At 59.9% G+C, this 17803-nt stretch carries 27 protein-coding genes; 20 read left to right on the forward strand and 7 right to left on the reverse strand.

What is annotated here, in order from left to right:
* Positions 1-158: 158 nt before the first annotated feature.
* The 6 genes from ACFQAU_RS17685 to ACFQAU_RS17710 form a co-directional block, all read right to left on the reverse strand.
* A complete protein-coding gene (locus ACFQAU_RS17685) occupies positions 159-1376 on the reverse strand; it encodes a hypothetical protein (RefSeq protein ID WP_386283720.1) in 1218 nt (405 codons plus the stop codon).
* Positions 1373-1624: a hypothetical protein gene (locus tag ACFQAU_RS17690; protein ID WP_132443596.1), complete on the reverse strand. Its 252-nt coding sequence runs from the start codon at positions 1622-1624 to the stop codon at positions 1373-1375. Before ACFQAU_RS17690 ends, ACFQAU_RS17685 begins: the two co-directional genes overlap by 4 nt.
* Positions 1621-1806: a hypothetical protein gene (locus ACFQAU_RS17695; RefSeq protein ID WP_132443597.1), complete on the reverse strand. Its 186-nt coding sequence runs from the start codon at positions 1804-1806 to the stop codon at positions 1621-1623. The genes ACFQAU_RS17690 and ACFQAU_RS17695 overlap by 4 nt, the downstream gene beginning before the upstream one ends.
* 100 nt (positions 1807-1906) lie before the next feature.
* Positions 1907-2098 carry a hypothetical protein gene (locus ACFQAU_RS17700; RefSeq protein ID WP_132443598.1) on the reverse strand — a complete coding sequence of 64 codons (192 nt, stop codon included), beginning with the start codon at positions 2096-2098 and terminating at the stop codon, positions 1907-1909.
* A gap of 31 nt (positions 2099-2129) precedes the next feature.
* Positions 2130-2393 (reverse strand): hypothetical protein, encoded by a 264-nt coding sequence (locus ACFQAU_RS17705; protein WP_132443599.1) that lies wholly within the window; start codon positions 2391-2393, stop codon positions 2130-2132.
* Between the two features lie 102 nt (positions 2394-2495).
* The gene (locus ACFQAU_RS17710) at positions 2496-3113 is read right to left on the reverse strand and encodes a helix-turn-helix domain-containing protein (RefSeq protein WP_132443600.1); all 618 of its coding nucleotides are present in this window, start codon (positions 3111-3113) and stop codon (positions 2496-2498) included.
* A 96-nt stretch (positions 3114-3209) separates the two neighbouring features.
* On the opposite strand from ACFQAU_RS17710, the gene ACFQAU_RS17715 reads away from it, so the two are divergent.
* The 7 genes from ACFQAU_RS17715 to ACFQAU_RS17745 all read left to right on the forward strand — a co-directional run bounded on the left by ACFQAU_RS17715 (position 3210) and on the right by ACFQAU_RS17745 (position 6193).
* Positions 3210-3497 (forward strand): hypothetical protein, encoded by a 288-nt coding sequence (locus ACFQAU_RS17715; protein ID WP_132443601.1) that lies wholly within the window; start codon positions 3210-3212, stop codon positions 3495-3497.
* Positions 3498-3644: 147 nt separating this feature from the next.
* Positions 3645-3938 (forward strand): hypothetical protein, encoded by a 294-nt coding sequence (locus tag ACFQAU_RS17720; protein WP_132443602.1) that lies wholly within the window; start codon positions 3645-3647, stop codon positions 3936-3938.
* Positions 3931-4266, forward strand: coding sequence for a hypothetical protein (locus ACFQAU_RS17725; RefSeq protein ID WP_132443603.1), 336 nt, complete (start codon positions 3931-3933; stop codon positions 4264-4266). The genes ACFQAU_RS17720 and ACFQAU_RS17725 overlap by 8 nt, the downstream gene beginning before the upstream one ends.
* Positions 4267-4294: 28 nt before the next feature.
* Positions 4295-4813 carry a DUF2829 domain-containing protein gene (locus ACFQAU_RS17730; RefSeq protein WP_240791535.1) on the forward strand — a complete coding sequence of 173 codons (519 nt, stop codon included), beginning with the start codon at positions 4295-4297 and terminating at the stop codon, positions 4811-4813.
* Positions 4814-4815: 2 nt separating this feature from the next.
* Complete coding sequence (locus tag ACFQAU_RS17735; protein ID WP_386283722.1) at positions 4816-5787, forward strand: DUF7146 domain-containing protein; 972 nt, start codon at positions 4816-4818, stop codon at positions 5785-5787.
* The gene (locus ACFQAU_RS17740) at positions 5784-5978 is read left to right on the forward strand and encodes a hypothetical protein (protein ID WP_386283725.1); all 195 of its coding nucleotides are present in this window, start codon (positions 5784-5786) and stop codon (positions 5976-5978) included. Before ACFQAU_RS17735 ends, ACFQAU_RS17740 begins: the two co-directional genes overlap by 4 nt.
* Positions 5975-6193 carry a hypothetical protein gene (locus tag ACFQAU_RS17745; RefSeq protein ID WP_132443605.1) on the forward strand — a complete coding sequence of 73 codons (219 nt, stop codon included), beginning with the start codon at positions 5975-5977 and terminating at the stop codon, positions 6191-6193. Before ACFQAU_RS17740 ends, ACFQAU_RS17745 begins: the two co-directional genes overlap by 4 nt.
* Positions 6194-6201: 8 nt before the next feature.
* Here the strand turns inward: ACFQAU_RS17745 and ACFQAU_RS17750 are convergent, their stop codons facing one another.
* A complete protein-coding gene (locus tag ACFQAU_RS17750) occupies positions 6202-6393 on the reverse strand; it encodes a hypothetical protein (RefSeq protein WP_165935528.1) in 192 nt (63 codons plus the stop codon).
* A gap of 11 nt (positions 6394-6404) precedes the next feature.
* Between ACFQAU_RS17750 and ACFQAU_RS17755 the strand changes: the two genes are divergently transcribed.
* The 13 genes from ACFQAU_RS17755 to ACFQAU_RS17815 all read left to right on the forward strand — a co-directional run.
* Complete coding sequence (locus ACFQAU_RS17755) at positions 6405-6689, forward strand: hypothetical protein (protein WP_132443607.1); 285 nt, start codon at positions 6405-6407, stop codon at positions 6687-6689.
* Between the two features lie 256 nt (positions 6690-6945).
* Entirely contained in the window at positions 6946-8658 is a 1713-nt protein-coding gene (locus ACFQAU_RS17760) for a hypothetical protein (protein WP_386283728.1), read from the forward strand.
* Positions 8659-9101: 443 nt separating this feature from the next.
* The gene (locus ACFQAU_RS17765; RefSeq protein WP_132443609.1) at positions 9102-9770 is read left to right on the forward strand and encodes a hypothetical protein; all 669 of its coding nucleotides are present in this window, start codon (positions 9102-9104) and stop codon (positions 9768-9770) included.
* Between the two features lie 541 nt (positions 9771-10311).
* Positions 10312-11760: a hypothetical protein gene (locus tag ACFQAU_RS17770; RefSeq protein ID WP_386279706.1), complete on the forward strand. Its 1449-nt coding sequence runs from the start codon at positions 10312-10314 to the stop codon at positions 11758-11760.
* Positions 11750-12214, forward strand: coding sequence for a hypothetical protein (locus tag ACFQAU_RS17775; protein ID WP_386279709.1), 465 nt, complete (start codon positions 11750-11752; stop codon positions 12212-12214). The genes ACFQAU_RS17770 and ACFQAU_RS17775 overlap by 11 nt, the downstream gene beginning before the upstream one ends.
* A gap of 3 nt (positions 12215-12217) precedes the next feature.
* Positions 12218-12526, forward strand: a complete 309-nt coding sequence (locus ACFQAU_RS17780) for a hypothetical protein (RefSeq protein ID WP_386279712.1) — start codon at positions 12218-12220, stop codon at positions 12524-12526.
* A gap of 29 nt (positions 12527-12555) precedes the next feature.
* Positions 12556-12750 carry a hypothetical protein gene (locus ACFQAU_RS17785; protein WP_386279715.1) on the forward strand — a complete coding sequence of 65 codons (195 nt, stop codon included), beginning with the start codon at positions 12556-12558 and terminating at the stop codon, positions 12748-12750.
* A 185-nt stretch (positions 12751-12935) separates the two neighbouring features.
* Positions 12936-14576, forward strand: coding sequence for a portal protein (locus ACFQAU_RS17790; protein ID WP_132443613.1), 1641 nt, complete (start codon positions 12936-12938; stop codon positions 14574-14576).
* Positions 14573-14923, forward strand: coding sequence for a hypothetical protein (locus ACFQAU_RS17795; RefSeq protein ID WP_132443614.1), 351 nt, complete (start codon positions 14573-14575; stop codon positions 14921-14923). Before ACFQAU_RS17790 ends, ACFQAU_RS17795 begins: the two co-directional genes overlap by 4 nt.
* Positions 14913-15944, forward strand: coding sequence for a calcium-binding protein (locus ACFQAU_RS17800; protein WP_132443615.1), 1032 nt, complete (start codon positions 14913-14915; stop codon positions 15942-15944). Before ACFQAU_RS17795 ends, ACFQAU_RS17800 begins: the two co-directional genes overlap by 11 nt.
* A gap of 127 nt (positions 15945-16071) precedes the next feature.
* Positions 16072-17148, forward strand: coding sequence for a hypothetical protein (locus tag ACFQAU_RS17805; protein ID WP_132443616.1), 1077 nt, complete (start codon positions 16072-16074; stop codon positions 17146-17148).
* Positions 17149-17273: 125 nt separating this feature from the next.
* Positions 17274-17552, forward strand: coding sequence for a hypothetical protein (locus ACFQAU_RS17810; protein ID WP_132443617.1), 279 nt, complete (start codon positions 17274-17276; stop codon positions 17550-17552).
* Positions 17545-17803: hypothetical protein (locus ACFQAU_RS17815; protein WP_386283731.1), on the forward strand; the 259-nt coding region annotated here is incomplete at its 3' end. The genes ACFQAU_RS17810 and ACFQAU_RS17815, both read left to right, overlap by 8 nt.

Consider the following 17803-nt stretch of genomic DNA (forward strand, 5'->3'; position numbering starts at 1 on the left):
GGGATCATGGTGCCTCCGGGGCGGGTCCAGACGGGTCGAAAATCTCGGCAATCGCCATGTGCTCGGTAGCTTGGCGTTCAAAGGTCGCCAACTCCTCGGCCGTCGCGTCGGCTGGGGCGGTGCCTTTGATATAGCGCCGCCAATCGGCCGCATGGTTTCTAAGAGCATTTGCGACGATTTGTGCCTGTTCTGGTTCTAGGCTGAATTGGGTCATGCTTTTTCCTCTTGGTTTCAGCTGGCCGCTGGATTGATGCCACCGCACGCGCGGCCGTGTGGAATGAGGGTGGCATGTAGATTTCGCCCAGCTGCGGATCGAGCGCGGCCGAGTTGCCCAGGACATCACCGACATCCTCTTTTGTGCTGCCGCCGGCGCGGGACCAAACCCCGAAGATTCGACGCAGATCTCGGAATTGGAGACTTGCGAGACCTGGCACAGACTTGGACGCCAGTGCGCGTATCGCGGCCCAGCGTTTTCGGAAGAGATCGCCAGAATAGGGTTGCCCGGTCGCCTCATCGATCAGCAGGTAAGTGCGATCTTCACCTTCGACTGGTAGCTGCATGCGCAAGTAAGGCTGCGCCTCGGGGTGTATTGGCATCACGCCATAGTTCTCGCGCTTGGATCGGATCAATTCCCAGATCATCACCGGCGCATCGATGCCCGCCACCTCAACCTCACGGAAATGAGCAACCTTGGCATTGATGACGTCAGTCTGACGTTGCGCCTGGAGGGTCGCCAGAACAATTCCGCAGGCAACGGCATGATAACCCAAAGACTGCGCAGCCTGCACCAGAGCATCAAACTCTGCCCAGGTGGCCGTGCGGTGCCGCTTGCGGACCGCTTTCATCTTCAGCTTGAAACAAGGGTTGGTATTTTCGGCACGCCAGCCCCGCACTTCGGCGTGGCTCATGAGGATCGAAAACATGCGGATCAAGGCTAAGGCCTGCGCCGGACCCGAAGCAGAATATACGGTCTCGTACCAAGTGCGGAGGATCGGCTTGGAGAAGTCCACGACGTTGCTTGGACCCCACTTTGTTTCGATCACGGCCAAATTGATGGCGTAGCTGCGCCGGGTCGCATCGGAGAGTTCCTTGAACGCTACGGAATGCCGATAGTCGGCTATCAGAGCATCAATCGTCCTGCCGCCGCTGCCGCGCGCTGGCGCGGTGTCACCGCGGCGCCTCCGATCAACGTCATCATTCAGGCGCTTGGCCTCACGGGCTGACCAGGTCGGACGATCGCCATTGAGCTCGACAGGCTGAAAGCCAAGTTTCCGAGCGGATGCATTCGGCTCCCACCACACCCGCCACCCGCCATCGGCGCGACGGCGCTGGCGCAGGCTGGCGATCTTGTCGGTGATGGGTGCCGCGCCACTCATGCCCGACGCGCCTCCTCAAGCAGCACCACATTTGGTCCGCCCACGAAGGGATCGTCGGAAGTCGGCCGGCATTGCAGATCAACCCAAGACGTCACCGCATCCTTGCGCCATTTCAACGGCCGCAAGCAGGTTGGCATAGGCAGTGGAAAATCGTGGTCACGCTCAAGACGCGGACGCGCTTGTAGGAATGCAGCGCCGTCGGAGAACCCGGTAAGCGCCGCGACATCAGCGGCGGTTATGAAAGTCACTGCCCCTTCCTTTCCTGAACATCGCCCCAGCGTTGCAGCGAGACCGAAAAGTCGTCTTGCGTTTCCGGGTGGTTGCGTGGCTGGGGGCGCCGAGGTGGCACCAGCAGGAGAACCACGGCCAGCGCGGCCGACAAGACTGTCACCCCGCCGATCGCTGTCAGTATGTCTCGAATGAGTTCCATGTCTTTGCCTGATGGTTTACCGGACAGTGTCGCCAGCCTGTCGGGCTTGTGGGTTGTGAGGGCGGTCGAGCAGACCCGCTGGCGACCCCCGGCAGAAAGTCTATGCAGACGCCTGACGCTTCATTGCGTCGGCAAGCCCTTGCGCGAAGCGGGCAGAATTCTGCATTTGAAGGCTAAGGGGAATGTCGAGGTCGGCGCCCCGAAGCGTCGGGGCTTTCTCTTCGATCTGCCCCGCCCAGTTGTGCATCACGTCGCAGGCATAAAGGAAGCCGCGCCGCTCTTCGGGCGCCATGGATCGGATCATGTCCGCAGGATCAGCAAGATCAGCCATTGTCGCGGACCGAGGGCATAAACGTGACGTTGTCGAGTTCGGTCATATCGGCGATGACGCCCATCGCGCGGCGGCGATGCAGCAGTTCCGTAGCGATCTGAGGGATAGTGAGGATGATCAACGCCGCATCGGCGTCGGAAAGCCCAGTACATTTCTGCGCGGTTGTGCCGGCGCAGATGACCTGTTCGAGCATTTTGTCGGTGATCGGCCCAGCCATAGCATTCGGGACCGTGGGAAGGTTGGCAACCTGTGTCATGTCAGCTCCTGTATGATGTCTTCACACAAGAGTTAGGAGTTGATACCCGCAACTGTCAACTGACTTTTATAGTTTTACTATATTTTTATTTTAGGTTGGCCGTCACACAACTCGCCAGCTACCTATGATTTTGCCCCTTATAAGAACATTGGAGCCATCTACAACGTCAACGCGGCGATCCGCCGCTTCAGGACTTGCGGCAACCAAGACAGGAGGTTCATACCTGCGAAGCAACATCCGAGATGCACCGGTCTTGCCGTCATACTTCTGCGCGATCACCACATCGCCGGCCTTGCAGAGCTCTGATTGATGGGTGTCGAGCAAGATCATATCACCAGGGAAATAGCCCATAAGGCTCAGCGCGCCCCTTTCTATCTGCCAAACGTCAACACCCGGCCTGGCGCCGCCCAACGCAGCAGCGATATTGTATACACCATCACTGCTATTGCCCTTGTCGCCCCAGGGTGCCGCATCACTATCTGCAAACTCGGGCGTGACCCGGCGCGCCTCAACAGGCTTCAACACTCCTGCGCGCTTCAAGACCTCATCGATAGGAACCTGTAGCACTTCAGCAAATGCCCGAGCCCATTCCAGCGACATTTTTTGACGGCCAGTATAGATATTCGAAACGTTCGCGCGCGTGCGACCCATTTTTTGCGCGATATCTTCGGCTGTCGCACCGACGCGTTTCTGCTGCTGCTTGAACCACTTGTCATCCATTTGTCAGCAAGTAGCTACTCACAACTATAATTTCACGATACAAATTCTGTATTTTATAGTTGCCAAGATATACGTCCCGCAGCTAGATGTCGTGTCATGAGTAGCAACCTGACACCACTGGAAGTATGTGAGCGCCTTATCGCCCCCATTGGCGAGTTGGGGCGGATCGTCGATATGGGCGAAAAAGCCGGTTATGGCTGGCGGCGCGCATCTCAATATCGTGATGCCGGCGACATGCCGCCCCGCGTCAATCGCAAGCTTCTTAAATATGCCAGACGCCAAGGCATTCCCTTGGCCGAAAAACATCTGATCTGGGGCGCAAGCCGCGCCGAGATCGAAGCACTGCTGGAGAATATGTCCGCGCAAGAGATTGCAGCGGAATGAGAGTTGCCCGGCACCTCCTCCCTACCGGACAACCGGATTGCTATTGGCCCATGAGGTACAGCGCCGCTAGGTGCGCCGCGATCCGGACTTGCGTGCAGGCCGCCGTGGGCGCGGACGGTCTGCACGCTTTTTTACCGGAGGTGCGCAATGGGCTTTGATCTGCGCAAGTCCGTCCGCCTTGAGGCTCTGTCGATCGGGATGCGGGCACGGTGCAATGATCTGAGCCGCGACGATGTCGATGCCATGGTTACCCGCGCTGAAGAGGCCATGTCTTCTGACGAACCGCTGTTTCGTGCCATCACCGACTTTGCCGTCCAGTACGAGGAATGCCGGTTCGATCGAGAACGCCTGGTCGCGATCGGCCAGACACTGACTGACGCGATCCGGACGCTGGTCCAGCACGAACCTGTCGATGCCGGGAGGGCTGATATCTATGGCTGATCCGGTAGGCATCGATGCACGGTTTTCGGCGGCAGACCAAACGCTCGCATTTGCGCTCACGTGGTTCGCGACCGAACGCGTGGTGTCGCAGCCCAATCAGAGGATGTGGATGGAGATCCTCCGGGATGTCCTGCCGCTGGTCACCGAGGATCATCCAATCGTGGCGCCGATGGTGGCTGCGGCAAAGCAGGTCATCGTGTCTGTCGATTTTAGCGGGGAGCTCTCGTTTCGAGCGCACCTCGATGCCAACACGGCCGTCGCGAAATTCGCGGCATGGCGGGCGGGTCGTTCCTACGAGGTTTTTAAAGAGCTGCGCGCCGACACCTGAAACCCAATCCAACGAATGGAGCATTCTGATGCAGACGTTTTTCGGAACTAAGCAGATCAAGGCCACCGCCATGACCCGGCAAGCCTATAACAACTATCGTGGCTGGACCCTTCCTGCTGATGAGGACGGTGCGGATCACGGCTATTTGGTCGAATACATCGACGGTGGCGCATCGAACCATCCTGACCATGCGGGCTATATCAGCTGGTCGCCGGCTGATGTATTTGCCCGGGCTTATCAGCCTCAGGACGCGATGTCGTTTGGCCACGCGATTATGGCCATGAAGTCTGGCGCCAAAGTCGCTCGGGCAGGTTGGAACGGCAAAGGGATGTGGGTCGCGCTGACGCCGGGATCGGCCTTTCCCGCGAAGCATGCCAAATGTGGTCACGCAGCTGCGAAGCGTGCTGTTGAGATCGATGACCCGGAGGGTGAGATCGAACTGTTGCCGCACATCGATATGCGCGCAGCAGATGGCGCTATGGTGGTGGGCTGGCTTGCATCGCAAACAGACATGCTCGCTGACGATTGGCAGATCGTCCCGGACTGATCATGTCCCAGCGCCCCACATACTCTCTGGATGAGATCAAATCCATGCTGCTGGACCAGCTCGACGGCGTGGTGGCGCAATACGCGCCGCCGGCCAAAGGCTCCTACACAGCGTTTGGCAAGTATTTCACCCTAAACCCCGGCCGCGCAGATCGCTCGGTCGGAAGCTTCTGCGTCACAATGACAGGAGCGGATGCGGGGCGCTGGAATGACTATGCCGTGGGCAGCGTACCCGGAAAAGGATATGGCGACGTGCTGGATCTGATCGCCCTGTCGCTGGACTGTGACCTTGCCCAGGCGGTGCGCGAAGCCCGTTCGTTTCTCGGCCTACGCTCCGACAGCCCCGAGGACTTCGCGCGGCGGAAAGAAGCGGCGCGCAAAGCCGCCGTGCGCCGATCCAAAGCTGAAGCAGAAGATCGAGCGCGCAAAAGGGCTCGCAGCGCCCAGGCGCAAGCGATCTGGCTGGGCGGTCAAGAGCGCATCGCCGACACGCCTGTGGAGTTCTATCTGCGCGACCAGCGCTGCATCGATCTGCGGGCGCTAGGCCGCCAGCCGCGGGTTCTGCGTTTTGTGCCCGAGTGCAGCTATTACCACGAGGATCCAAAAACCGGCGAGGTGTTCGAAGGCAGCTATCCTGCAATGGTAGCGATGGCCACAAACCAACGCGGCGAGAACGTGGCCGTCCACCGCACCTATCTGGCACGCGATGCCCAGGGCCGCTGGAACAAAGCGCCCGTGCCGGCCGCGAAGAAGGTGCTGGGTGAATACCACGGCTCGGCGATCCACATCTGGAAAGGCATTGGCCCCCGTGGCGGCAAGCCGGTCGGCCTGCGCCATGCGCCTGCGGGCACCCATCTGTTCATGGCTGAAGGCATCGAGGACGCATTGTCGATCGTGATGCTGAAGCCCGAGGCCCGCGTTCTGGCGGCGATCTCCTCGGAAACCTCGGCTTTGTCGCCCTGCCCGACACGGTGACCGATCTCACCTTGGTCGCTGACCTCGACGACAACGACACGGCCCGCGAGCAGCTGGAGCGCGCCGTCGCGCAGCACCAGAAGGCTGGCCGCCGGGTGAAGCTGTTTCAGAACCGCTGGGGCGGCAAGGATTTGAACGACGCTCTGCGCGCCTCGGCCGCAGGGCATGAGCAAGGAAAGGAAGCCGGATGACCCAAGCTGAAATCAAAAGCGATGCGCGCGATCGGATTGGCGAAACCTTAGATTTGGCGCTCCGTATGCGCACGGCAATGTTGAAAAAGAACAAGCGCCGTGCCTGGACAAAATGCCCGGTTTGCGGGTCGAAAATCCGTGCCTATTTGGCTGGTTCCAAAGCGCATTTGCACATGGCCTGTGAGAGCAAAGGCTGCATCTGGGTGATGCAATGAATGCCCTCTTAGCAGCCGACACACTCGAGGTCGGAAACTGCGGCCCAGACTGCGACTGCCAGTCCATCCACTTGGTCATGAACGACGCGGGCGGCGATGGTTTCGCGGCTGCCTCGATGCAGCCTGAGACCGCGCGCCGTGTGGCGGCCGATCTTCTGAAATGTGCTGACATTGCCGAAGCGCAGCAGCTCAAAAATCACGGGCGGATCACATGAATTTTCGCACTGAAATCCGCCTCGGCCGCTACGGCGTCGCCTTTGGACACGGCAGCTGGGCCGGGATCGATCATCTCGGCCTGCTGCATCCGCACTTCAAGGAGAAGGATGTCCTCGATCGCCAGTTCTACGCCAGCGCCATAGGCCTGCTGGACAAAGCCTTGCAGGCGTCTCGCACCCTCGCACCCGGCCCTTACGGGGAAAAGAAGAGCGCCCGCCGGCGCAAGTTTTGCGATCGCGTTGCCTCGGTCGCCAATGAATTGGAGGCACAACAGACGTGACAGAGCAGGCAAGCAACGACGCGTGGCTTGGAAATCAGGATCGCGCCAGCTACCGCAAGGCCCCAAACCGTCCCACCAAGGACGAGCTGCGCGATGCTTTGGACAATGCGCCGGAGGCCCCACGAGCGGATGACAGCGCAGGTGGCGGTGGTGACGCCCCTCCCCGCCGGGACAGCCCCCGGAGGACGGAGATCGCAGCTATCGCGGCCGCCCCAAAGGAGAAATCTACGATGGCTGCCCTGTTACGCCGTTGGGCGTGCGCGGAGATCATCATTACTTTCTCGATGTGCTGGGTCAGATGCGTGGCGCCAAGAAGCTGGAAGGCCAGTTCATGCAGTCGCTGTTCGGCCATCAGATCCCCAAGCTGTGCTTCAATTTCGCCCAGTGGGAATACAAGGGCGACAGCTGGGTGCGCAAACCCGGCCGCTTCGATGCCTACAAGGCCAGCATGGCGATGTACGAGGCGACGTCGGAGCTGGGCGTCTTCAACCCGCTGCACGACGTGCGCGGTGTGGGTGCCTGGACGGATGACGACGGCCGGCTGATCTATCACGCCGGTGACGCGGTGCTGGTGCGCGGCGAGAAGAAACGCCCCGGCAAGGTGGGCAAGCATATCTATCCCGCACAACCCCCAATCCCCCACCCTGACGAGGCTGATGAAGCCCCGGACCCCGTGCCCGAGATATTGAAAACCATTGAGACCTGGAACTGGGCGGTGCCGGATGTGCACCCATTCATATCTCTGGGCATGATCGCGACGCAGATGCTTTGCGGTGCCCTCGATTGGCGGCCGGTCTTCTGGTTGGTTGCGCCGGCTGCCTCAGGCAAGTCTGAGTTCCAGAAGTTGATCAAGTTGCTGCACGGCGACGACGGCCTTGTGCAGACCACCGACGCCACCAAATCCGGCATCACGTCCAAGCTGGGGCAGTCGAGCTTGCCAGTGGCCGTCGACGAGCTCGAACCCGGCGATGAGCGGTCAACCAAGGAACGGGACATCATCGCGCTGGCGCGGGTCGCGGCATCGGGTGGAGAATGGTTTCGCGGGTCGGCCGACCAGACAGGCGTGGGCGGCAAGGTCTATTCGGCTTTCCTCTTCAGCTCGATCCTGATCCCGGGCGTAATGAAAACACAGGACGTTCAGCGTCTGATCCGGTTGGAGATGAAACCGCTCGATAAGGGCGCGGCCAAGCTGAACTTGCAGCCCCGCACATGGCGGGCACGCGGCGCACGTCTGAAGAAGCTGCTCATCGATCGGTGGGAGAGCTGGCCGGACCGCATGTCCGCGTGGCGTCACGCACTGGAGCATGAAGGTGTTATGGGCCGCGATGCCGACAACTGGGGCACAGTCCTCGCAATGGCGGATATGGCGAGCCAAGCGGATATCGCGACAGAAGATGTCATGGCCAGCTGGGCCAAGAAGATCGCCTTCATCGCCAACGCCGATCGCGAAGACACGGTGAACGATGCCGATGCCATGCTGTTGCACCTTATGGGTCAGCAGTATGATCCCTACCGAAAGGGTCAGCAGTACAACATCGCCCAGTGGGTGATGGGCGCGGCTGGCCTGCCTGGCACACCAGAGGGGCTCCGACACCCGGACGATGAGGGCCACAGCAGCCTGCGCATCACCCAGCAGCGATGTAACACCCAGCTGGCCAGCGTCGGCCTGCGGGTCAGCGGCACGGGCGAAGAGGCGCAGCTGTTCATCGCCAACCAGCAGCTTCAGCAGCTGAAGGACCTGTTCCGGAACTCGGACTGGGCCGGTGGTGTCTGGAAGCAATCAGCGTCCCGCGTTCCGGGTGCCACACCAACCCCGCACCCTCTCACCTTGGCCGGTATTCGATCACGCGGCTACCTGATGCCGATCAAGTCGATCCCGGGCCTGACCAGCTTCCCGATGGACCGTGAGCGCGCCGATGACGTTGTGGGCACACCGGTCTCCAAGCATGACGTCGAGGATTGGGGCTAAGATGATGAACGCTGTGATCAACTACCTGAATTCGCGTTATTCTTTGCGCTTCCCCCGCACCCGCTGGGATGCCATTATCTACGCGCGACGAGGGCCGCAGACCATGGGTCAGGGGCACAACGGCGCACAAAATGAAAACCCCAGCGTTGTGCCCTCTGTTGTGGGCAAAAGACGTTTAACTACAGCGGGTTACTCTCTACCCACAACGCCACAACGCCAAACTGGCCCCCTCTCGTGTGTGTGCACGCACGCGTGCGCGCGTACGAGAGCAACTCCGTTTTTCCGTTGTGGCGTTGTGACTAAACCTTATGACATTGATATATATAGAGAAAGAGGCACAACGCTACCCACAACGCTAGGCCAAAAGGGCCAAAAACCGTTGTGGGTAGCGTTGTGGGCAGCACTTAACCCCCTGTTATCTAATAAAAAAGGGGTTTTTGAGCATGGCTAAGCCCAAGAATTCCTTCGAAGTCATGGCTCGCACCGCTGCTGAGCGGTTGGACAAGGTCCGCGAAGCTGGTGAGCAGCTGACCTTCCTCCCCGATGAGCAGGGCAACGCGGTCGATCTGGTCGAGGACAAGCCAGTCGGCCGTCCGAAGGGTGCCAAGGGCAAGGTGAACAACCAGATGCGCGACTGGCTCGCCGCTCAGGGCTATTCCATGCCAGAGGACGTTCTGGCGCAGATGGCTGGGCTGGCGTCGAGCGGCGATGCCGTGATGGCAGCCATGGAGCGCGCGGAGCTGGTCCTCGCCTGGGCCTTCGACGGTGCGACCCAGAAGGTGAAGGGTGGCGGCACCAAGCCTGCCGTGCCCGGTGCTGGCACGCGGCTGTCGACGTTCATCCAGCTCTACACGATCCAGCTGCGCGCAGCCGACGCACTGCTGCCCTATGGCGCGCCCAAAGCGACACCGGACGTCAGCGTCCAGCAGTCGGTCTTCGTCAACGTTCCCTCCGCCCCGAGCACCGCCCATCCGGGCGACAATGCCCGCGTGATCAGCGGTCGATCGGGCGGTCGGATGGTGCCTGCGGACGTGGCCTACAAAGACCAGCAAAAACAAGAGGTTACCGAAGCGGACAATTCAGCTTCGGACGATGAAAGTCGGACGGAATGAACAACGGGTTGAAACAAAAGGGAAAAGCGGTGCCTGTATCACTGATTGAAAATCATTTGGACAGCATCCCGGCCGGTCCGATCTGCGGGTGTCCCGCGCTGCTGGGCGCGGCCGCCGCGACCCCCGGGGGAGGTCCCGCGCTCCGTCTCTATGGCCCTGTTTCCGACCCCATTCAGCCTTTTGGTCCTTCCGGAGGTTTCAGAATGAGCGCGATTGTTGGATTTGATGGATGGGGTTGGGGGAGAACCTATTCCTCTGCCCATGAAGGGGTTGGGGGAATGCACCTCTTTCGGGTGCAAAGCTCGGACTGACAGATGAACAGATTGCCGCCCTGGCGGGGCAGTCGGCGAAAGAGGCAATTGACAGCCTAGAGGGCGAATTCGCCACTGGCAACCTGCCGGATGTCGAGACGGTCACTTTTCCCGGACCGATCTCCGAGGCGTTCTACTGGTCCAATGCCGATGTCTGCGGCATCCAGGGCCCGGTAGGCTCGGGCAAGACCACCACGCTGATGAAATCGCGCCTGCGTCGCGCGATTGAGATGCCACGGTCCACAATCGACGGTGTGCGGCGCTACAAGGTGCTCTTCATCCGCGAAACCTATCGCCAGTTGTGGTCGACCTCGATCCCATCCTATCTGGAAACCTTTCCAAAGGAGCTCGGGAAATGGTCAGGCGGCCGCGGCGACCCGGTGACCCACGTGATCCACTTCGAAGATGATCATGGGCCGATCGAATTCGTCGCTGAGTTCATGGCGTTTGGTGACGACATCGTCGCCTCGATGCGCGGGGTGCAGACCACCGATATCGTGCTGAACGAAAGCGATACCATGCCGGTGGAAATTTTGACTGTTGGTATTGGCCGGATCGACCGCTGGCCTGCCCGCCAGCACTTCGAAGGCCTGCCGGTGCATCTGCGCGGCTACGGTCAGATCGTGGGGGACTTCAACGCCCCGGATGAGGACAACTGGACCTTTGAGGTTTTCCACGACGAAGAAAAGCGACGGTTGTTGCTGGATGCGCTGTCGGCCGATCTGCCAGAGGGCGCAAAACAAATCGAGATCAAGTTCTACAACCAGCCCGGCTACGGCATGGACGGCTGCGAGAACATGCAGAACCTCTCGCCGACCTATTACCAGCGTCAGATCGCGACACAGCGACTGGCTGGGCGTGGGGATATGGTCGACCGGCTGGTGTACAACAAGGTTACCTATCTGCGCGTGGGCGATCCGGTCTGGAAACGTGAGTTCAGCCGCAGAGTGCACGTCAGTGACACCCCGTTGCAGCCAGTCCAAGGCGTTCCTCTGCGCATCGGCCTCGATCAGGGCTTCAAGGGCGCGGCAGTGATCGCGCAATGTCTTGAGGATTACCGCTGGCGCATCTACGCCGAGCTGCATTTTCCCGAAGAGCGGCTGATGGCGGCGGTCTTTGGCAATCGCCTCGCGGACCTCCTCGATGAACGGTTCAACGGCTTCCGTGTCGAGGCGGGCTGGGGCGACATGGCGGGCGAGCACGGTGCCTCCCAGGCGGCGGACGAGAACGCGACTTGGAACCTGATGGTCGGCAAGGCTGCGGGTTTCTACATCCGGCCTCAGCGGATCGGCACCAACCGGATCACACCGCGTCTTGAGGCGGTTCGCGCAGCGCTGGAAGCCCCTCTGACGCGCGGTGAGCCCGGTCTGCTGATCGACCCCTCCTGCAAGTTCCTAATCCGTGGTTTTGCGGCCCGCTACGTGTGGACCGAAGAGACCAACAAGAGCGGCGACAAGCGGAAGGTCCCCGACAAGAGCTTCACCGAAGCCAACGTGCATGACGGGCTGCAGTACCTGCTCCTGAGCGAACACCAGGCGGACGGCACCAGCCCCTACGCCAAGAAAATGCCCGACACCGACAGACGTGGCCAGATGGGCCACAACGGAGGGCCGCCCCTGTCGGGGAATACCGGCGGCCTGCAAACCGGTTGGGATATCACCAACCCCTATGGAGCGTGAGAGCATGAGCAAGACGGACCAAAAGGCATCCGACGCCAAAATCGACCAAGAAAAGAAGGCGGCTGATGAAAAGGCCTCAGTCGAAGCGAAGGCGACCGAGGACAAAAAGGTAGCTGATGAAAAGGCTCCGGCGGAGGCGAAAGCATCCGAAGACAAGAAGGCGGCTGATGAAAAAGCGGCGGCCGAGGCGCAGCCAACCGAAGAGCCGGTGCAAATCGACAAGCAGCGCGTCAAAGACCTGATCGAACAGGTCGAAAACCGCCATGGCCACCGGATCATGGACCTGGTCCACCGGTTCGAGCGCGAAGAAGGTATGCAGATGGCGGAAGGGGACGAGACCGCAGCACCGAAGATGACGATGGCTGGTGTTTCCTGTCGCTTGCGTGCTGGTCCCGACCAGACCTTGGAAAACTGGGCCAACGCAGCGCGGCGCGCCTTGCTGAAGGCAGCATAGGCCATGAGAGCTACACCACCCGTGCTGGTCCAGCCCTACAGCGATCATGCGGCCATGAACGTTTTGTCGCGGTTGGACGTGATGGATCACATCGAGGCCGAGCAGATGCGCGGTCGCCCCATCTCGCACCTCGAACTGTTCGCTGACTGGCGCGCGATCGAGCCAGCACGGGTGGTGTCTTTGGTGCTCAGCACCGGATCCGAAGCTGCGCCGCGCCCCTTCGCGGTCCTCGGGCTTTCCAACACTGGCCAGGCCGGTGTTGCGCAAGCGGCACTCCTCGCCCGCGACCACAAGAAGTTCCGGGGGCGCTGATCGGTGCCGCCCGGCACATCCGCGCCCAGATGCCCGTGTTCTGCGCTGAAAACGGCATCTACCGCATCGAAGCCCGCAGTTGGGCAGGTCACCCCCGTGCCGCCCAGTTTCTGCGCGCTTGTGGCTTTGTCCACGAAACAGACATGCCCGGTTTCGGCGGGGCAGCCGCCACCATGTTTAGCCAATTCGCCTGGACCCACCCCACCCCCGAGAAGGAAACCTGAACCATGTGTTTTGCACCGAAATCCCCGAGCATTGCGGCCCCTCGTATCGCGGCAGCTGACAACCGTGAAGCCACCCAGCAAGCCGACATCGAGGCTCGCCTGCGCAAACGACGCGCCGGCGCCGCGGCAAACGTCCTCACCAGCAGTGTCGGCATCCCCTCGACCCCGCGTCTAGGTCAGTCCGCATGAAGCCGGACACCGTGATCGAGAATGATCCCCGCGCCGAAGAGGCGATCCGGCGTTGGGATGAGCTGAAAAGCAGCCGAAGCCGTCACGAGCAGGATTGGGAGGATATTGCCAACCTGATGCGGCCGCAGCGCGGCGGTTTTGGTCTCTATGACCACAAGCGGCGGCAGCAGGAAAAGCCGCTGTCCAGTGAGCCAATCATGGCTTTGGGCAGTTTTGCAGCAGGCATGTACGCCGCGCTGACGAACCCGGCCAACCGTTGGGGCGGTTTTGAGACACCGGATCAGGAGCTGAACCAGTGGCGGCCGATGGCCGAGTGGAATGATTTAGTGACCAACCGCGTGCTGGCCAGCTTCAGCCCGTCGGTGTCCGGCTTCTATGGCGCGACTTTCCAAGCCTATTCCGACCTTGCGGGGTTCGGCAACGCGGCGGGCTATGACCAGATCGACACCGTCAACCGAAAGTTCATCGATGTCACGATGTCGCTGGCCGAAGTGGTGGTGGAGATCGACGCCCATGGCCGCGTCGTGGAAATGGTGCGCAAGTTCACCCTGAAACCGCGTGCAGCGGTTCGCGAGTACGGGGCAAAGATGCTGCCGAAAAAAGTCAATGAGATGGCGGACAAGGGCAGCTCCGACGATGTGACCTTCTACTACCACATTCTGAACAACGACCAGTTCGTCAAAGGCAAGCTCGGGCCACGTGGTAAGCCTTGGCTGGGCATCACTGCCTGCGAGGAGGGGCGCTCTCTGGTGAAAATGGCTGGGCACGAAGACATGCCGGCCTATTACCCCCGATGGGACGTCGACAGCGGGATGACCTATGGCACGGGGCCCGGCATGATCGCCCTACCCTCCGCGCGCATGGTCAATTTGATGGATGGCGCTACGATCCGAGCAGCACAGCAGGCCGCAGACCCCACACGGCTTGCACCTGACCGTCAAGCGGTGCCACTGAACGGGACATTCCGGCCCGGATCGGTGGTCTATGGCGCGGTGGACATGCGGGGCAATCCGCTGATCCGGAACCTCGAACAGGCTGGAAATATCGGCCTCACGATCGAGGAAAAACGCGCAAAGACCGAGGCGGTCAAGGAAGCGTTTCACTATGCGGTGATGTCGTTGTCCGGCCGAACCGGGGTCACCGAGGAAGAAACCCGGATCATGGAAGAAGCGCGGCTGCGCAACTGGGCCCCACACGCCGATCGCATCATGGAGGAATATGCGGCGCGCAAATTTGAGCGGCGTTTCCGCCTGCTTTGGCGCGCCGGACAATTGCCGCCACCGCCGCCCGAGGCCAGCGGCATGCCCCTGCGGGTGCGGTACCAGTCAGCCGCGGCAATGGCGATGCGCGCGCGCGAAGGCACCGCAATCCGCCAATTCATCGGCGATCTCGGCCCCCTCGCCCAGTTGAACCGGCGTTATGTCGACCGTTTGGAGCCCGACGCTATTGCCGAAGCCTTGCATGACGCCAGCCCATCGCTGCCGGCACGGATCCTCCGCTCGCGGGAGGATGCCGACGAGATTGCGAAGGCCCGTGCAGAGAAAGAGCAGCAGGCTGAACAGATGCAAATGGCTGAAGCCGCCGGTGGCGTGGCCAAGGACTTGGGCGTCACGCTCGGAAACGGAGGGATCCAATGATCTGGCAGCGCCTCCCCATCATCCGCAGCTTCTTCGGTGGGCCGAGCCCGGAGGTGGACCCGGCCGGCGCTGCGGCGGCGGACGATGCCGCCAGCCTGGTTGCACAACGGTGGCGCCGCGCTTTCGCGCGCGATCCGGAGCTCGCTGAAGATCTGATCCGGCAATCGGGCCTCATGGCCTTGCAGCCGATCGACATGGTGGATGGCTATCCCCAGCCGACCCCCATCGACCCCTACCGCCTTGCATATGACGCTGGGCGACGCGACCTCGCCCTGCTGCTGCTGGCACAGGGCAATATTTCCCACCACGAATTGAGCCAACTGATGGAGAGCCTCGATGTACGTTAAATTTTTCCTCAAACCCCTGATCTGTTTTGCGCCCGAAGGCGACGCCGGTGGCGGCGCTGGCGGTGAAGGTGGCGCTGCCGGCGTGGGGGACGATACAGTGTCCGCCGGCGCGGGCGATGACACCGTCAATGGCGGTGCCGGGGCCGATACCCTCACCGGCGGCGGCAACGATACCCTCACACGTGGTGACGGTGGCTCAGCCAAATGGTGGGAGGGCGACAAGTTCAAAGACCATCGCGACATGCTCGAAGCCACCGGCCTGACCGTCGACGATCCTTTGGACGCTGTGATCAAACTGGCCAAGATGGAAAAATCTGCCCAGACCAAACTTGGCAAGCCAGCCGATCAGCTGCTCACCAAGCCCGGCAAGGACGAAAGCGTCACCGACTGGATGAAGACCAACGCTGATATTTTCGGGATCCCCGAAAGCGCCGACAAATACGACATCAAGAAACCCGAGGCTTGGCCGAAGGATGCCAAGTGGGATGAGGGCCTTGAGGGTAAGGTGCGCGAACTGGGGCTCGAGAAAGGCATGTCGAACGACGCGGTCAACGCAATGGTCGGTCTCTACGCAGAGAACATCATGGCCCTCGATAAGAATTCGGCGGACGATCTGGCCAAAGCCAACAGCGAGATGATGGCCGATCTGCAAAAGGACTGGGGGCAACAAACCGAAGCCAAGCTCACGCTGGCCAGCCAGGCCGCGTCGGTCATCGCCGAAAAAGCGGGGTTGGATCAAACCGCAATGCAGAACCTTGCCGAGAGCCTAAAGCCGAAGATTGGCGACGCGGGGACCATGCGCATCTTTGCCGCGATCGGCGAGATGATGGGCGATGATCAGATGGTGATGGGCAATGGTGGCACGTCGCTGAGCACCACGCCGGCCGAAGCGCGTGCGGAGTTATCGAAGATGCAAAGCCCCGGTGGCGAATATTATGAGGCCACCAGCAAGCGCGACGCTGCCACAATCGCCCGACTGAAGCCGCAGATCGATCGCCTGACCAAAATTGCCACTGGCTAACCCTTGCCTGCTTGACGCCCACGACGCCCCTGCTAGCAGGGGCGTCCTTTCAACACGCGGATTATGCTTAGGTATGGTAGAATCAACAGTGATCTGAAAGCCTCGCGACTATTGCCGAGGAGACATTATGATTACTGAAACATTACGGTCTATGGAAAAACGGATGTCTTGGACCAACGGGCGGAAAATGCTGGCCCTTGCGGGCATTTCGCCAAGCGTAGGTTGGCAGCGGACGATCGAAAAATACTCTGGTGACGATAAAGCCCTCCCTGTTGGAGAGTTGCAGGATGCTTTGACCGAACATAATTTGTGCGGCGACAAATTTACCAAGCTTTACCGGTTCAATGAGGATGCTAGAGACCGCCTATATGCGTTCTTTACTCAATGCGAAGTGACCGAGAGCAAAGCAACTGAAGCTTTCCCGAACACCGTTTCTGATGACGAACTTGACGAGTTGGGTAGTGATTTCGAGATCGTCAATGTCACCAGCAATGAAGATGGCATCGGTATGGTCTTGAGCAGCGTGTTTACTTATACGAAACGAGAAAGCATCGAATTTAGTGTATTCGATGAGCCGTCAGAGATGCGGAACAAATACGAAGAGGTCGTTGGTCTAAAAAACGTCCGCACGCAGCTCCTTCACGTCATCTGGCTACCACATCATCGCGATTACCTAGAAATACGTGTCGATTACCCCAAAGGCATGAAAGAGGTGGAGGCGCACGGGTTTCATTCAATACTCAAACGCAAAGTTAACGATTGGGGTATCGTTGCCTTAGAGAGGCCAATAAATCTGTTTCCTGCTGTGCGTGCGCTCTATGACGACGAAGACGAGGGTACCGTAACCGAAATCACCTTTGCCACACCAACCTCAGCGATCAAGAACGAGAAAATGTTACGTCGAAATCGACAGTATCTAGATCAGCGAAAGGAAGTGTACCATCTCGCAGGGAAGAAGGGACTTGGCGACGACGCCGAAATTATAGTGTACAAGGTCACTGTGGAATGGCCGCGTCCAGAGGAAGGCATCGACTATGTTCCCTCGGTCGCACTGTCAGCATCCGGTCCCTCTGGGAACGGGCCTGGTAACATGCCAACGATCTCAGGGGCCTCAATTGCAAACTGTATCCGCGCCGCTGATTATGAATTTGTCATCGAACGCTTGGGTGAGAAAGCCAAACTAGAGGAGCTCGCAGGTCACTGACGCAGATCAGAATAGATCAGACACTAGACGATCTGGGGTCGGCGAACCTGCCGCCTGGCCTCTATGAAGCATGCGTAGCAATTGCCGAACATCTGCAGCGTTTAGATGAAGGTACGCTGCATTTTATGCCCGCGAGCTATTTCTATTCAAAACTGGGTGACGAGGCGGATCTTCAGTACATTCTGCCAGCATTAAACCTCTTGACCACGATAGAGCATGCTCTGTTGAAGGCGCATGGATATCTCCAGTTTTCCAACGAAGACCCCCGGCCGCTTGACGACGAAGACTTTCACGAATTGTTGGTCACTGGAGAGCTGGTCGACGACGAGAGCGGTGAATTGATCGAAAATCCTTGGACTAAGGTGCACCTTTACTATTCTGCACGGGAAAATGCCTTTGTCTGAGCGTTCACCTGCCTCTTCTGCCTTTGAAGACCTTTTCAAGTTCAATCCTGAACCACAGCTGCGGCTGACATTGGCCTATGCCACGGCGCCAAATTACGAGGCTCGGTTTGAGGCATTAGAAAAGCTGATCGACAAATGCTACCGCACCCTTGTTGATGGCCGGGCGGAGAACCGGGAAGAAAGCGAAGACCAGCTGAGCCAGCGTATAGTTGACATGCTCAAGTTCGCGTCGGTCAACGCCGAGCATGATA

The sequence above is a fragment of the Sulfitobacter profundi genome (assembly GCF_042661425.1).
Classification (GTDB): Bacteria; Pseudomonadota; Alphaproteobacteria; order Rhodobacterales; family Rhodobacteraceae; genus Sulfitobacter; species Sulfitobacter profundi.

What these genes read in the sequence shown, in the direction of transcription:
- ACFQAU_RS17685 (WP_386283720.1), bottom strand. Translation starts at nt 1,376, where the DNA reads ATGAGTGGCGCGGCACCCATCACCGACAAGATCGCCAGCCTGCGCCAG.
- ACFQAU_RS17695 (WP_132443597.1), bottom strand. Translation starts at nt 1,806, where the DNA reads ATGGAACTCATTCGAGACATACTGACAGCGATCGGCGGGGTGACAGTC.
- ACFQAU_RS17700 (WP_132443598.1), bottom strand. Translation starts at nt 2,098, where the DNA reads ATGGCGCCCGAAGAGCGGCGCGGCTTCCTTTATGCCTGCGACGTGATG.
- ACFQAU_RS17705 (WP_132443599.1), bottom strand. Translation starts at nt 2,393, where the DNA reads ATGACACAGGTTGCCAACCTTCCCACGGTCCCGAATGCTATGGCTGGG.
- ACFQAU_RS17710 (WP_132443600.1), bottom strand. Translation starts at nt 3,113, where the DNA reads ATGGATGACAAGTGGTTCAAGCAGCAGCAGAAACGCGTCGGTGCGACA.
- ACFQAU_RS17715 (WP_132443601.1), top strand. Translation starts at nt 3,210, where the DNA reads ATGAGTAGCAACCTGACACCACTGGAAGTATGTGAGCGCCTTATCGCC.
- ACFQAU_RS17720 (WP_132443602.1), top strand. Translation starts at nt 3,645, where the DNA reads ATGGGCTTTGATCTGCGCAAGTCCGTCCGCCTTGAGGCTCTGTCGATC.
- ACFQAU_RS17725 (WP_132443603.1), top strand. Translation starts at nt 3,931, where the DNA reads ATGGCTGATCCGGTAGGCATCGATGCACGGTTTTCGGCGGCAGACCAA.
- ACFQAU_RS17730 (WP_240791535.1), top strand. Translation starts at nt 4,295, where the DNA reads ATGCAGACGTTTTTCGGAACTAAGCAGATCAAGGCCACCGCCATGACC.
- ACFQAU_RS17735 (WP_386283722.1), top strand. Translation starts at nt 4,816, where the DNA reads ATGTCCCAGCGCCCCACATACTCTCTGGATGAGATCAAATCCATGCTG.
- ACFQAU_RS17745 (WP_132443605.1), top strand. Translation starts at nt 5,975, where the DNA reads ATGACCCAAGCTGAAATCAAAAGCGATGCGCGCGATCGGATTGGCGAA.
- ACFQAU_RS17755 (WP_132443607.1), top strand. Translation starts at nt 6,405, where the DNA reads ATGAATTTTCGCACTGAAATCCGCCTCGGCCGCTACGGCGTCGCCTTT.
- ACFQAU_RS17765 (WP_132443609.1), top strand. Translation starts at nt 9,102, where the DNA reads ATGGCTAAGCCCAAGAATTCCTTCGAAGTCATGGCTCGCACCGCTGCT.
- ACFQAU_RS17770 (WP_386279706.1), top strand. Translation starts at nt 10,312, where the DNA reads ATGCCACGGTCCACAATCGACGGTGTGCGGCGCTACAAGGTGCTCTTC.
- ACFQAU_RS17775 (WP_386279709.1), top strand. Translation starts at nt 11,750, where the DNA reads ATGGAGCGTGAGAGCATGAGCAAGACGGACCAAAAGGCATCCGACGCC.
- ACFQAU_RS17780 (WP_386279712.1), top strand. Translation starts at nt 12,218, where the DNA reads ATGAGAGCTACACCACCCGTGCTGGTCCAGCCCTACAGCGATCATGCG.
- ACFQAU_RS17785 (WP_386279715.1), top strand. Translation starts at nt 12,556, where the DNA reads ATGCCCGTGTTCTGCGCTGAAAACGGCATCTACCGCATCGAAGCCCGC.
- ACFQAU_RS17790 (WP_132443613.1), top strand. Translation starts at nt 12,936, where the DNA reads ATGAAGCCGGACACCGTGATCGAGAATGATCCCCGCGCCGAAGAGGCG.
- ACFQAU_RS17795 (WP_132443614.1), top strand. Translation starts at nt 14,573, where the DNA reads ATGATCTGGCAGCGCCTCCCCATCATCCGCAGCTTCTTCGGTGGGCCG.
- ACFQAU_RS17800 (WP_132443615.1), top strand. Translation starts at nt 14,913, where the DNA reads ATGTACGTTAAATTTTTCCTCAAACCCCTGATCTGTTTTGCGCCCGAA.
- ACFQAU_RS17805 (WP_132443616.1), top strand. Translation starts at nt 16,072, where the DNA reads ATGATTACTGAAACATTACGGTCTATGGAAAAACGGATGTCTTGGACC.
- ACFQAU_RS17810 (WP_132443617.1), top strand. Translation starts at nt 17,274, where the DNA reads ATGCCCGCGAGCTATTTCTATTCAAAACTGGGTGACGAGGCGGATCTT.